This is a genomic window from Paraburkholderia phenazinium (genome assembly GCF_900142845.1).
Lineage (GTDB): Bacteria > Pseudomonadota > Gammaproteobacteria > Burkholderiales > Burkholderiaceae > Paraburkholderia > Paraburkholderia phenazinium_A.
In genome coordinates this window covers 1,204,128-1,217,667 of sequence record NZ_FSRU01000001.1, presented here as the reverse complement: position 1 = coordinate 1,217,667, position 13,540 = coordinate 1,204,128, and the positions used below count along the sequence as shown (strand labels likewise).

General features: G+C 63.4%; 9 protein-coding genes and 1 pseudogene. All 10 read right to left on the bottom strand.

Annotation, left to right across the window (positions count from 1 at the left end; genetic code table 11):
• On the bottom strand, positions 1 to 3,711 hold the full coding sequence (locus BUS12_RS05255; RefSeq protein ID WP_143788265.1) for a YadA family autotransporter adhesin: 3,711 nt from the start codon (positions 3,709 to 3,711) through the stop codon (positions 1 to 3).
• Positions 3,712 to 4,316: 605 nt separating this feature from the next.
• The gene (locus tag BUS12_RS05250) at positions 4,317 to 5,555 is read right to left on the bottom strand and encodes a sensor histidine kinase (protein WP_074294563.1); all 1,239 of its coding nucleotides are present in this window, start codon (positions 5,553 to 5,555) and stop codon (positions 4,317 to 4,319) included.
• Positions 5,556 to 5,698: 143 nt separating this feature from the next.
• The gene (locus BUS12_RS05245; RefSeq protein WP_074294562.1) at positions 5,699 to 6,124 is read right to left on the bottom strand and encodes a DUF3830 family protein; all 426 of its coding nucleotides are present in this window, start codon (positions 6,122 to 6,124) and stop codon (positions 5,699 to 5,701) included.
• 144 nt (positions 6,125 to 6,268) lie between these two features.
• Positions 6,269 to 7,861, bottom strand: coding sequence for an aspartate:alanine exchanger family transporter (locus BUS12_RS05240; RefSeq protein ID WP_074294561.1), 1,593 nt, complete (start codon positions 7,859 to 7,861; stop codon positions 6,269 to 6,271).
• A 120-nt stretch (positions 7,862 to 7,981) separates the two neighbouring features.
• Positions 7,982 to 8,938 (bottom strand): phosphate acetyltransferase, encoded by a 957-nt coding sequence (locus BUS12_RS05235; protein WP_290439569.1) that lies wholly within the window; start codon positions 8,936 to 8,938, stop codon positions 7,982 to 7,984.
• A 201-nt stretch (positions 8,939 to 9,139) separates the two neighbouring features.
• Positions 9,140 to 10,552 (bottom strand): amidase, encoded by a 1,413-nt coding sequence (locus tag BUS12_RS05230; RefSeq protein WP_074294559.1) that lies wholly within the window; start codon positions 10,550 to 10,552, stop codon positions 9,140 to 9,142.
• Positions 10,553 to 10,638: 86 nt separating this feature from the next.
• Complete coding sequence (locus tag BUS12_RS05225) at positions 10,639 to 11,400, bottom strand: ABC transporter permease (protein WP_074294558.1); 762 nt, start codon at positions 11,398 to 11,400, stop codon at positions 10,639 to 10,641.
• Positions 11,397 to 12,323 carry an ABC transporter ATP-binding protein gene (locus BUS12_RS05220; RefSeq protein ID WP_074294557.1) on the bottom strand — a complete coding sequence of 309 codons (927 nt, stop codon included), beginning with the start codon at positions 12,321 to 12,323 and terminating at the stop codon, positions 11,397 to 11,399. The genes BUS12_RS05225 and BUS12_RS05220 overlap by 4 nt, the downstream gene beginning before the upstream one ends.
• Before the next feature lie 182 nt (positions 12,324 to 12,505).
• Positions 12,506 to 13,033 (bottom strand): PaaI family thioesterase, encoded by a 528-nt coding sequence (locus BUS12_RS05215; RefSeq protein ID WP_083640252.1) that lies wholly within the window; start codon positions 13,031 to 13,033, stop codon positions 12,506 to 12,508.
• An 89-nt stretch (positions 13,034 to 13,122) separates the two neighbouring features.
• Positions 13,123 to 13,488, bottom strand: a pseudogene (locus tag BUS12_RS05210) (GNAT family N-acetyltransferase); the annotation flags it as partial.
• Positions 13,489 to 13,540: the final 52 nt, after the last annotated feature.

Below are 13,540 nucleotides of genomic sequence, written 5' to 3'. Positions count from 1 at the left end.
CTACCACTGATACGCCGCACCGGCACCGACCGTCGTCGTGGCCGAACTGATACCGGCGCCGAGCTTGACCTTCAGGTTCTGCGTGACGCGCGCCGACAATCCCACCGCCATCGCCTGATAGCCCTTGTATCCCGACGTACCCACGCCGATGGCGAGATTCTTGTTCGCATCGACATCCGGGATCATGGTCAGCGCAATGGCCGATGCGGTCCCGCTGTAGGCGTTGCGCGCCAGATCGCTCATGCCCGACTGGAATTGCCCCATGTTGACGGCGTCAGTCGGCGCCACGCCGTTCGCGACGTTGGTGAGGCGCCGCTCGTTGCCGGGCGCCCCCACCGACACCGTGTTCGGCTGATCGGCCACCGAACCCTGGCCGATGGCAACCGAGTTCGCGCCGCTTGCCGTTGCACCGCCGCCAATCGCCATCGAGTCCTTACCGGTTGCCGCCGCCGGGGTGCCGTCGGTATTGGTCGAGATACCGGTGTTGCCGGTCGTTTGCACGTTCTGCACCGCTTGCGTGAGATCGTTGACCTGCTGGTTCGTGGTCCAGAGTTGCGCGCCGGTGACAGCATCCGTGCTGGTCGCCGACAAGGTCCCGGCCTGCAGGTTGGTTAGCTTCACCGCCGGCGCGCTGGCCGAGCCGCCCAGCGTGACCGAGTTGTGGGCGGAACTGTCGTACTGCACCGCGTTCGCCACGGTTCCGCTGATGGAGCCGACTGTGGTTTGCAGGCTCGCGATGTCCGAAGTGTTCTGCGTGACGCGGCCATCCAGATTGCCAAGCGCACCGCCCACACTGTTCACGCTCGTTCCGCCGACGCTATAGCTCGGCGCCGTAATCGTGCCGTCGGCGTTCACGGTCGAGCCGCCACCGAGCGCCACCGCCGTGCTCGCGGCATGCGCATACAGTTGCGAGCCGTTAACGGCGTCCGTGCTGGCGGCATTGACCGCTCCGGGCGCTACGCCGGTCACGACGCGGTTACCCGCGGTGCCGGCCAGATTGATCAGCGTGCCGTCGGTCGCCCCGCCCACATTGATGATTCGACTCGTCGCGTCCTGTGTGACGAGACCGATGTTGCCCGCGGCGATGTTCTGCTGCAGGGTCGTCAGACCGTTGTCGAGCGAGCCAAGGGCGTCGCCTACTGTGGTTTGCGTGCCGCCCTGCATGTGGTAAGTGGGCCCCGTCACGGAACCGTCCGCATTGATCTGCGCGCCGCCGCCCAACGCCGAGACGACCGGCTTGAGTTGGCCCATGTTGACCGCGGAGCCATCGGTCGTGCCCGCGGCGACGCCTAGCAATTCACGCGCGCCGGCTGTCCCCGTCAAGTCGACCTGGGCGCCGTCCGTCTCCTTGCCCACGCTCAGATTGCGCGAGGTTGGATCCTGTTGCAGCAGACCCACTGTCCCCGTGTTGATCTGGCTGGTCAGGTTAGTGACCGAACCTTCGACCGTCGTGACACGCGTATCGAGGTGGGTGATATCGCCGGCGTTCTTTGCGATGTCGTTCGTGTTTTGGGTGATGTTGCTGGTGTTCTGGTCGACACTCTGGTTGGTGGCGTACAACTGGGTGCCATTGACCGCATCGGAACTGTCGGCCGCCAGCGTCCCTGCTGCGACGTTGGCGATCCGCACAGGCGTACCGGCATGGCCTAGCGTCACACTGCCGTGCTCGCTGGAGTCGTACATCACGGTAGCCGCGAGTGCTGCGCCCACGTCGCCATAAGTGTTGCCGCCAATGCTGTAGGCAGGCGCGCTCAACGTGCCGTCTGCGTTCACTTTCGAGCCGCCACCCAAAGCCGCCGCCGTGCTGGCAGCATGCGCGTACAACTGCGAGCCGTTCACGGCGTCCGCGCTGCGCGCGTTCACCGCGCCGGAAGCCACGTTCGTGAGCGTGACCGGAACCTTTGCTGCGGTACCGCCCAATGTCACGGTGCTATTCGACAAGTCGTCGTACGTAACGAAACTGTTCATCAGATTGCCGCTGGAGTCCATCTGGGCTCCAAGGTTCTTCAACTGGCTGACGTTCACCACGTCGGTATCCTGCGTGCCGGCTGCCACGTTGATGATCTGACGCTGCTGTGAGCTGCTGCCAACAGAGATGGCATTGACCCGATCCGCCAGCGCACCGCTTCCGATGGCCACCGAGCTGGTTGCCGTTGCACTGGCGTTACCGCCGATGGCAACCGCGTTCAAGCCTGTCGCCGACGAATCGGCCAGCGTGGAATTCGCATGTAAATACTTGACCCCACCACCGTTGACGATGCTATTCATCGCGTTGGTCACGTTCGCGACGTTACCCCGCGTAGTCGCCGCCACCCCTGCCAGATTCGCCACATCCTGGTTCGTCTGGTACAACTGCGAACCGTTGACGGCATCCGTGCTCCCTGCTCCCAGGCTGCCCGCCGCGAGACCGGTTATCTTCGTGCCGGCGGCTCCCTTGAGCGTGATGGAATCTTGCACCACAGTGTCGTAAGCAGCAAAACTATTCAGGACATTGCCGCCAGTGTCCAGGCTAGCCCCCAGACTCTTCAACTGACCGGCATTCACCGCATCCGTGTTCTTTGCACCCGCTGCCACGTTGGTCAGCAACACCGGTGTCTTGGCGCCGGCACCGCCTAGCGTCACGACTTTGTGCAGCGCCGAGTCGTACCGCACCGTGTCATCCGAAGCGCTACCGGCCGCCGCGAGCGCCGCGGAGATGTCCGCATAAGTGCGGCCGTTCACCGCGAACGCGGGTTGCTGAAGCGTGCCGTCCGGGTTGACGGCCGCACCGCCGCCGATTGCCGTGGTGACACCCTTGAGCTGGCCGACGTTGACCGCGTCGGTATTCTGCGTACCCGCTGCCACGTTGACAATCTGACGCTGCTGCGAGCTCGTACCTATTGAGACGGCATTCACGCGATCGGCAAGCGAGCCGTTACCGAGTGCAACGGAACCCGCAGCGCTCGCCGACGTATTCGCACCAAGCGCAACGGACCCCGGCGCGCTGACCGATGCGTTCGCGCCGAGTGCAACCGCCCCTGGGGCGTTGACCCACGTATTCGCGCCCAAGGCAACGGCATCCGGGGCGTTGACCACCGCGTTCGTGCCGAGCGCCATCGAACCGGACGCGCCCGACGACGTATAAGCGCCATACCCGAAAGCAACCGAGCTATCGCCGGCGGCCGTGCTGCTCGTACCGATAGCCAGCGTGTTTGGGGCGGCAGCGGCGGCGTTGTGACCCATCGCCATGGCATTCGCCGAATTGTCGGCGGTCGATGCGCCGGAACCGAGTACGGTTGCGTTCGTCGACAGCGCCGCAGCGTCCGTTCCAACCGCCGTCGAGCCTGAACTGTCCGCGACGGCTCGGGTACCGGCGGCCAGCGCCGCAAAGTCCGTCGCCGACGCCATATAACCGACAGCGACTGCACCGGCGCCACTTGCCTGTGCGCCGTTGCCAAGCGCAAGTGAATCGTCGGGATTCGCCTGAGCCTCGTTCGCAAAAACCGCCGTACCGGCGAACAGCGCAGGAAGCACAGCGATCTGTAGCGACCAGCCTGACGCCACGGCAGCAGCGAGCCTGGCCACGCTGCGCACCTTGCGGCGTGACCTTTTGTCATGCCGACGGGTTTTCTCTGGGGCAACCACAGAGGTACCCGGCGAAGCGTTCCACACGGTCTTACGATATTTATTCAAGATTTCCTCCCTTCCTCTTATGAACAATGCAACTCGCATAGCAGTCGCATTTCTTATGGATTCCGAAATTATCTGCAGAAATTTTTAACCACTTAAGAATCGCCACGCACCGTTGGCGATGCCGATACTGTTTCTACGCCACGGACCGAATCAGCAGACACGATTGATCAAGACAAAATATCCTCACAAAGATAAATTTATCTCTTTTACGCTAAATTTCACAAATAGGACATACGAAAACTCCGAAATTAGATCGAAGTGCCACAAGGATCCAGGGAAACTACCGCGAGAATCCCGGCGCGATCGCCGTCCGTCCCGGCGCAAGAACCAGAACCCGAAAGTTGCAGCCCGATTCCAGTCTATCGGGCGCGGCCCAGGATTTCAGCCTGGCCAAACGGCCAACGCGTACGCGTGCCACACAGCAAACCCAGCACACACAGCACCCATCCCACAGCCAACATCATCGTCAGAAGGGAAGGTGATAAGGTGATACCCCGGTACTACCCGCCGGGCCGGGTCATATCAGGTCGGCCAAAGAAAAAACCCCACGTCGGCAAAGACGTAGGGCTCCATGACGCGCAACCGGCAGGCAATCAAAAACGGCAGAGCAACAACACGAAAACTTATCAAGCATACCGAACCGCTCACGCAGGCCCCCCTTCCCCTCCCTCGCGCGCCTCGAGCCTCACCGGAAACGTAATTTCAAAACTCGTCCCCTCGCCCTCATTCGAGTCGAAGCGGATCTGTCCGCCCAGCACCCGCGTCAACTCACGGACAATCGCGAGCCCCAGACCCGCGCCCGGAATATCGTCGCCGGTCGCCCGCTCGAATTCCTTGAACACCCGTTCGCGATCCGATGCGCCGATTCCCACGCCGGTATCCGACACCCGCAACCGCCATTGATCCTCGCCGGCCGCCGTCATCGCCAGTTCGACCTGGCCCACCTTGGTATATTTCGCGGCGTTGGTCAGCAGGTTGAGCGCCACCTGCTTCAGCTTGAGCCGGTTCGACACGATCGTGCTCAATGTATCGTCGAAGGCAGCCGTCAGGCGCAAACCCTTGGCTTCGACCGCGGGACTGCACGAAGCCACCAGTTCGTCGAACAGGCCGCGCAAGTCGAAACACTCCACAGCCGCTTGATGATTATCGCCAAGCACCACTGAATATTCGACCAGTTCGTCCACCAACGCCTTCATGTCCGCTGCCTGACGGTTCGCCAGCGCGAGCGCCGCTTCGACCTTCGCCGGCGCGCGCGACATCAGTTGCAGCGCCATCGAAAAGACATTCAGGAAGTTGCGCAGATCGTGCACGACGCTGCGCGTGATCTGCATGCGCGACTCGTACAGATCGCCCACCAGCCTCTGCTTCAAGGTGAGTTCGTGATTGGCGCGCTCCAGCCGGCCGGTGTATTCGTCGATTTTCCGGTCGCGTTCGGTGAGCACTTCCCGAATCGAGGTAAGCGTGACAAAGCTGACTGCCTCGTCGATGAAGTGCCGGGCCCGTTCCTCGTGACGCCGGGTGAAAAACGGCCGCGATTCGCTGAACTGGACAATCTGGCCGGCCAGCATCTGGCGGAACAGATCGAGTTCGCGCACCAGTTCGTCGATCCGGTAGCCTTGCCGCCAGCGCAGCTTGCCGTGCTTGCGCGCGTTACGCTCGATGGCCGGCTCGACCTGATCGAGGTCCTGCTCCTCCAGCGCGCCGCAGATTTCCTCGAGGATGGCCGGAATATGGTCGGAGAGCTGCTCGTAGGTCAGCCGGTCGGCGTCGCTCAGTTCGGTGTCGTGGAACACCGCCCGCATCCATCGCTCGGTCAGATTGACCTGGTCCAGACGAAGGCTCTCGGCAAAGGCGCGCAGCGGACGGAGTTGGGTATCGGGCATGAATCGGGGCCTACCGCCATGAAGGAGGAGAAAAATGACCCCGCCGACCCGGCCGGGGCTCGCTCGATCACCTGCTTCATCAGCGTATCACGCCCGGCTTGCGCCCCGCACCGGGAGGCTTACCTCAGACAAATAGGCCGTGATTAGACCCGTTCGAACAGCACGTCTTGCGCGCCTTCCCACAGCACCTTGGTACCGAGTTCGCGCAGGTGTTCCTTGCCTTCGACGACCGTCAGGAAGTGATTGCCGGCCAGTTGCCCCATCTTGCTGGCGAAGCAGCACGAGCCATAGGCGAGGATGATCTCCGTTTCGCTGTAGCCGCCGGGGTAAAACAGAATGTCGCCGACCGACGGGTGGCTCGTATGGTTCTCGAAACCCACGGCCTGGCCGTCGTTTTCCAGCTTGAAGTCGCCGAGCGGCACCCAGCAGCCTTCGCCGCTCCAGCGGACGTGGATCAGCTTCTGGCGATATGGCAGCAGTTTCAGGAAGGCGGCCACCGTCTGCGGTGCGTCCGGGTGGGTCTCGGCGATAAATTCGTGGCCGCAGGAGGTGATTCGAAGTCGTGTCATTGCAGTCTGTCCGCTTGATCAGGTTGAACGGGATGGTCGGCCAGCCGTCATTTTGTGGGCGCGGGGCGCTAGCCGACAGAGACAGTTTCGGCAGCACCGGTCAGGCCAGTTGGTCAGCAGCGGCAGCAACAGCGACCGCCCCTCTCAATGCTGCAAGAAAACCGGCACGATGTCGACGAACAGGATCTTGACGATCGTCATCCCCGGAAAAATCATCGCGTAGCCGATATCGGGCTCGTCCGTCGGCGCCAGCTTGTTGGCGTACGCCAGAATGGCCGGATTGCCGCAGGCGCCGGCGACTATGCCCGCCACCTGATCGAACGACATGCGGCAGACGAACATCCCCAGCAGAATCACCGGGACGGCAAGCGCGAGCAGCACCACGGCGCCGAGCCCCAGCATCAGCAGCCCCGTCTCCGAGACGGTGGCGGCAAACCGCGGACCCGAGGTCATGCCGACCTGGGCCAGAAACACCGTCAGCCCCAGATTGCGCAGCACGAGATTGGCGGAGAGCGGAATGGTCCAGTTCAGGCCTGCGGTGCGGCGCAATTTGCCGAGAATCAACGCGACGATCAGCACTCCAGATAATCCTAGCCCGACCTTGCCGATTCCCGGTAGCGGAATGCTGAGCGCGCCGAGCAGGAAGCCGAGCGCCATGCCGATACCGATCGAGATATAGCTGAACTCCGCGGTCCCCTTGATCGAATTGCCGAAGAACTTGCGCAACGCCGCGAAATCCGCGGGGTTCGCGAGCAGTCCCACGCGGTCGCCAAACTCGAGCACGAGGTCCGAGCGTGCCAGCAGATCGGTGTCGCCACGGCGCACATGGGCGACGACCGCGGCGTTGTCGCCCGGCAGGCCGAGTTCGCCGAGCGTCCGGCCCACAATCGCCGGTCGCGAAGCGAATACCCTCAGGTAGTCGAGATGCTTGCGGTCTTTGAGCATCCGGCCCGGCTCCGGCTCGCCGAGACGCTTGCCCGCAAGATCGAGCGTCGCGCGGTTCGGGCCGACCATCAGCAGGATGTCATGCTCGGCCAGCACCAGATCGGGCGTGGCGGGTTCGTTGTGATGCGCGCGCCGCCGCGCCACGACCTGCACGTCGCCCGGCAGACCGCTCATCAGTTCGGCCACCGTCTTGCCCGCGAATTGCGGATTGCCCAGCGAGACCTCCAGTATCTCCATGCCGCCGCCCGAAGGCGCGACGATCTTCGGCTTGAAAATAGCAAACGCGATGTACAGCAACACGATCGGCCCGGCCACGCCGAACGGATAGGCGACCGAATAGCCCACCGCGGGATCGTCGTTGCCGAGTTCGGCAATGGCCGCCTGCAGCGTGGCCGTGCTCGTGCCCGAACCCGCGAACAACCCGAGCGCGTGGCCGGGATTGAGTTGATAGACCCTCATGCAGACGAGGCTCGTCACGCCGGACAACAACACGCCGACCAGCGCGATCAGGTTCGCCCTTCGTCCATAGGCGCTGGTGAAGCCGAGAAAGAACTGCTTGCCGTACTGCGCCCCCACCGCATACAGGAAGAGCGCGAGGCCCAACGTGCCGATCATGGCCGCGGGTGCCGACCTGGGTGCAAACCAGCCAATCGCCAGCGCGACGAACAAAACCGCTCCCACGCCGAGAGAAAATCCCTTGATGTTGATTTCTCCCACGCCATAGCCGATCGCAATTGTGAGGAACAGGGCGAACATCGGCTGCTGCTCAAGCAATGTCTTGACGAACTCCATGATGGCCTCGGCCTCGGTTCAATACCTGGTTTGGCGTCTGCTTCAGTACCCGGTTCAGTCGGGCATGCGCCGCTCGGCAACGCCTGGCAGCCCTGATTGAAAATAACGCAACCTTGCGCGTCAGACGAGCGCTTTGGCAGGCTGCTCCCGCTTCCACTGCGCGAACAACGCGGCGACCGCACAGGACGCGAGGCGTGCGGTCAAGGAGTCGGCGCGGCTGGTCAGGACGATCGGCAGACGCGCGCCCAGCACGATCCCCGCCGCGTCGGCGCCGGCCAGAAAGGTCAGGCTCTTGGCGAGCATGTTGCCCGCTTCGAGATCGGGCGCGATCAGAATGTCGGCCTGGCCCGCTACCGGCGAATCGATATGCTTGATCCTGGCAGCCGCCAGATCGATGGCATTGTCGAGCGCGAGCGGCCCGTCGAGCAGTCCACCGGTGATCTGTCCGCGATCGGCCATCTTGCACAGCGCGCCGGCTTCAACCGTTGTAGGCATACTGGGGTTGACTGTTTCGATTGCCGAAAGTATCGCCACCTTCGGCAACGCGCAGCCCAGCGCATGGGCCAGATCGATCGCGTTCTGGATGATGTGCATCTTGTCCAGCAAGGTCGGGACAATGTTGACAGCCGCATCGCTGATGATCAGCGGCTGCTTCAGCGCCGGCACGTCCATCACGAAGCAGTGGCTGATGCGCCGTTCCGTGCGCAGCCCGCCGTCGCGATGGACCACAGCGCCCATCAATTCGTCGGTATGCAGGCTGCCCTTCATCAACACGCTGACCGCGCTCTCGCGCGCAAGCCGTACCGCGGCCTCGGCCGAGGCGTGGCTGTGCGCGGTGTCGACGATCGAGTAACCCGAGATGTCGAGCTCGCAATGCGCCGCAACGGCGCGGATTTTCTGCTCGGGGCCAACGAGAATGGGACGGAGCAGGCCCTGCTTTGCGGCATCCACCGCGCCGCGCAAGGCGCTCTCATCGCAAGGATGGACGACCGCGCATGGCATCGGTTCGAGCGCCTGACACGCCGCAATCAGGCGCTGGTACTTCTCGTGCTTCTGTTCCATCGTCTGTGACTCCAGGGGGCTTCGCGCATGGACGCGCCTTTGCTTCGCCCGCGCTCACCGGCCGGTTCGGGCGACCTCGCCAAAGACTGACCGAACAACTCTAGTCTGTCCGATTGATGTTTTCAATAACTGCCGCCGAAGCATGCAGCAAGCATGGTAGGCCGGCACGCGGCGATTCGCGCCGGGTGCCCCCATCGGCCGTCGCACACCTGGCGGTCAAAGCGCAGGCTGACCTGTCGTCCACGTGCCGATGATCTCTTCGATCGCTCGCGCGGCCGATATCAACGCAGCCTCGCCACGCGGCTTGCCGGCAATCTGGATGCCCACCGGCAAACCGCTCGCGGTCATCCCGCACGGAATCGCCATCACGGGCACGCCGAGCATCGTCAGGCCGTAGGTAATGGCGAGCCAGTCGATATAGGTGTCGAACTGCCGCCCTGCCGCTTCCTTGACGTATTGCTCTTCGACGGGGAACGGCGGCACGATCGTCGCCGGACAGATCAGCACGTCATAGCGTTCCAGCAGCGCCGCGGTGCGGTTGAACAGCTCGCCGCGCGTCCGATAGGCCGCAGACACCGCGCGCCCTTCAAGCTGCAGACCGAACTCGATGTTCCAGATGACGTCCGGGTTGATCATGTCGCGATGCTGCGCGAGGACCTCTTCGTAGTTCATCGCATACGAGACGCCGCGCAGCACGTGAAATGCCTTGTGCGCAGCGCTCAGATCGATGTCCGGCGTATCCACGCCGATACCCGCCGCGCTCAGGCGGTCCATGGTCTTGCGACAGACCGCGAGAATCTCCGCCTCGGGCTTCGCAATGCCAAGCCCCTCGCTAAACGCGATGCGCACAGGACGCTGCGGTTGCAACGCGCAGTCGAGAAAACGCCGCGTGGGCTCGGCGAGCGCCAGCGGCGCACCGGGAAGCTCGCCGCACATCGCGTCGAGCAGCAGTGCCGTGTCGGTCACGTTGCGCGCCATGGGTCCGTTGACCGCGAGCGTGTCGAACGGGTTGGCGGCCGGCCCGGTGGCCACCCGGCCCGGCGTAGGCCGCAAGCCGACCACACCGCAGAACGCCGAGGGCGTGCGCAGCGAGCCGGCCAGGTCCGAGCCGTGAGCCACCCACGCGGTCCGCGAGGCCAGCGCGGCCGCTGCCCCACCGGACGAGCCGCCTGCCGAGCGCGACAGGTCCCATGGATTGCGCGTGATGCCGAGCACGCTGTTGTAGGTATGACCGCCCGAGCCGAATTCGGGCGTATTGGATTTCGCGTAGACGACTCCGCCGCGTGCTTCGAGCAGGGTCACGGCGGCGTCGGAGCGTTCGGGTATCCGCTCGGCGTAAACCGTCGAGCCGCGGGTGGTGCGAACCCCGGCCACGTCGGTCAGGTCCTTGATCGGCACCGGCAGCCCGCACAGCACGCCGCGCTCGGCGACCGGGCGCTTGAGCAATGCGTCGGCATGAGCATGCGCCCGCTCCCAGCAGAGCGTGGGCAGCGCGTTGACGCGCGGCTCGACCTGCTCGACGCGCCACGCCAGCGTGTCGAGCAGATCGTGGGGCGTGACCTCTTCGCGTTGCAGCAGGCCGACGATTTCGTGAGCGGAGCGGTCGATCAGGGAGGCGTCAACGGACATGGGCGGGACCTCTTTCTATCGTGTTAAGAGTGCCCAAAGTGTCTCACGTTGCGCCGCATCCGGTCCGCCGGCCGGGCAAGGCAAGGCTACGTCTTCAACCGGTAACCCGTCTTGAAGATCCACGCCACGATTGCGAGGAAGATCGCCAGAAACAGCGCGGTCATGCCGAGGCTCACGGCGACGTCCACATCCGCCATGCCGTAAAAGCTCCAGCGAAAGCCGCTCACCAGATAGACGATCGGATTGAACAAGGTCACGATCTTCCAGAACGGCGGCAGCATATTGACGGCGTAAAAGCTCCCGCCGAGAAACGTCAGCGGCGTAATGATCAGCAGCGGCACGAGTTGCAGCTTCTCGAAACTGTCCGCCCAGATGCCGATGATGAAACCGAACAGGCTGAAGGTCACCGCCGTGAGCACCAGGAACAGCACCATCCAGAACGGATGCTGCACCTGCAGCGGCACGAACAGGCCCGCGGTGGCGAGAATGATCAGTCCGAGCAGGATCGATTTGGTTGCGGCCGCACCGACATAGCTCACCACGATCTCCAGGTAGGAGACCGGTGCCGACAACAACTCGTAGATCGTGCCGGTGAACCTTGGAAAGTAAATCCCGAACGACGCGTTCGAGATGCTCTGCGACAACAGCGACAGCATGATCAGACCCGGCACGATGAACGCGCCATAACTGATGCCATCCACTTCCTTGATGCGCGAGCCGATGGCCGCGCCGAACACCACGAAATACAGCGAGGTGGAGATCACCGGCGCGATGATGCTTTGCATCAGCGTGCGCCAGGTGCGCGCCATCTCGAACTTGTAGATGGCCTTGATAGCGTGAATGTTCATTGGTCACCTCTTAGCAGGCTGACAAAGATGTCTTCAAGCGAACTCTGCGTGGTCTGCAGATCCTTGAAGCGAATGCCTGCGTCTTCCAGCGCCTTCAGCAAGGCGATGATGCTGTTGCGCTCGCGTTCCGTGTCGTAGGTATAGATCAACTCGTTGCCGTCGCCCGAGAGCGCGAGACGATAGTCCGCGAGCGTCGCCGGTATCTCTTGCAGCGGGCTTTCGAGTTGCAGCGTCAGTTGCTTCTTGCCGAGCTTGCGCATCAACTCGGCCTTCTCTTCGACCAGCATGATCTCGCCGCCGTTGATCACGCCGATCCGGTCGGCCATCTCCTCGGCTTCGTCGATATAGTGCGTGGTGAGGATGATGGTCACGCCGCTTTCGCTCAGCGAGCGCACCAGTTGCCACATGTCGCGCCGCAGTTCGACGTCGACCCCGGCGGTGGGTTCGTCGAGAAACAGCACGCGGGGTTCGTGCGAGAGCGCCTTGGCGATCAGAACGCGCCGCTTCATGCCGCCCGAGAGCGTGATGATCTTGTTGTTGCGCTTGTCCCACAGTGAGAGATCCTTGAGGACCTTCTCGATGTAGGCGGGATTCGCCGGCTTGCCGAACAGTCCACGGCTGAACGACACCGTGGCCCAGACCGTTTCGAAGGAGTCGGTGGTCAGTTCCTGCGGCACCAGTCCGATCAGCGAACGCGCGGCGCGGTATTCGGTGGCGATATCGCGGCCATCCACCAGCACCGCGCCTTCGGTCGCCTTCACGATCCCGCAGATGATGCTGATGAGCGTCGTCTTGCCGGCGCCGTTCGGTCCCAGCAGCGCGAAAATCTCACCGCGACGGATCGACAGATTGATGTTTTTCAGCGCATGAAAGCCGGAAGCGTAGGTTTTGGAGAGATTCGTGACGGAGACGATAGGCTGCATGGAGGACACGGGTGCAGAGGCGGACGCCGGTTGGGTATGCCGGGCCGCAGCCCGGAGGGGTGATCCAGAATCGATGATGACCCTCGCAAAGTAAATGGAATCCGCTGAACGTCCGGGCTGCACCGCATAGGAACACAGCGGCCCGGCCGACGGCAGGCAAACGCGCCTCGCAGCGCGCTGGATTATCGTTGAGGAATCTCGAACACGAGACAGGTGGTCGTGGCGTGGGCATACAAGGTGCCGTCGGGGCCGACGAGACGAGCCTCGGCAGTCGCCAGCTGGCGGCCGCAATGAATCACCTTGCCCTGCGCGCGCACGCGCGCCACGCGGGGCGTGAGCGCCTTCACATAGTTCACGCTGAGTTCGGCCGTGGTGTAGCCGCGGCCCGGCGGCATCATGGTATGCACGGAACAGCCGAGCGCCGAATCGAGCAGCGTCGCGAACCAGCCGCCGTGAATCGTGCCGAGCGGGTTCAGGTGCTGCGCGAGCGGGGTGCCCTGAAACACGGCCACGCCTTCGCTGACCTCCATCAGCGTGAAGTCGAGCGTCTTCGCAATCGCGGCATACGGGATTTCGCCGCGCAGCATGGCCTGCAAGACTTCAAGCCCCGTCTTGCCGGCCAACTGGCCGGGGCTCGCCAGCCCGGGGCCAGGCCCCGCCTCCAGCCGGCTGCGCACTTCTGCCTCCTCGGCCAGCCATGTCTCGATCATTGGCTCGGATGTCAAATGGGTTCTCCGGTTTTTATCGCAGCCGCGTGCAGGTCATGCGGGGGTGGCGGATTATCGCTCGCAGCGGCTTTTCAGCCCTCCGGGCGCGCCATCTTCTGCTCCAAGCCGGCGCGCACCTCGGGCCACTCGGCGTCAATGATACTGAAGCGCACGGAATTTCGCTTACGCCCGTCCGGCATGATGCGTTCGTGACGCACGATACCCTCCTGCTTTGCGCCAATCCTCAGGATGGCCGCACGGGACTTGTGGTTCAGTTCGTCGGTCGTGAATTGCACGCGCACGCAGTCCATGACCCCGAACGCGTGGCCCAGCAGCAGGAATTTGGCCTCGGTATTCACGCCTGAGCGCTGCACCGAGGCGGACAGCCCCGTATGACCGATTTCGAGCTTGCGATTGCCGCGGTCGATTTTCCAGAAGCGCGTGCTGCCCACCACCCGGTTATCCGCGCCCGGCACCATGGAATGGGTTCCTCGATTCAGAATGCACGGA

Excerpts from the sequence above, each read along its gene's own strand:
- BUS12_RS05255 (WP_143788265.1), bottom strand. The coding sequence starts at position 3,711 with ATGCGAGTTGCATTGTTCATAAGAGGAAGGGAGGAAATCTTGAATAAA.
- BUS12_RS05250 (WP_074294563.1), bottom strand. The coding sequence starts at position 5,555 with ATGCCCGATACCCAACTCCGTCCGCTGCGCGCCTTTGCCGAGAGCCTT.
- BUS12_RS05245 (WP_074294562.1), bottom strand. The coding sequence starts at position 6,124 with ATGACACGACTTCGAATCACCTCCTGCGGCCACGAATTTATCGCCGAG.
- BUS12_RS05240 (WP_074294561.1), bottom strand. The coding sequence starts at position 7,861 with ATGGAGTTCGTCAAGACATTGCTTGAGCAGCAGCCGATGTTCGCCCTG.
- BUS12_RS05230 (WP_074294559.1), bottom strand. The coding sequence starts at position 10,552 with ATGTCCGTTGACGCCTCCCTGATCGACCGCTCCGCTCACGAAATCGTC.
- BUS12_RS05225 (WP_074294558.1), bottom strand. The coding sequence starts at position 11,400 with ATGAACATTCACGCTATCAAGGCCATCTACAAGTTCGAGATGGCGCGC.
- BUS12_RS05220 (WP_074294557.1), bottom strand. The coding sequence starts at position 12,323 with ATGCAGCCTATCGTCTCCGTCACGAATCTCTCCAAAACCTACGCTTCC.
- BUS12_RS05215 (WP_083640252.1), bottom strand. The coding sequence starts at position 13,033 with ATGATCGAGACATGGCTGGCCGAGGAGGCAGAAGTGCGCAGCCGGCTG.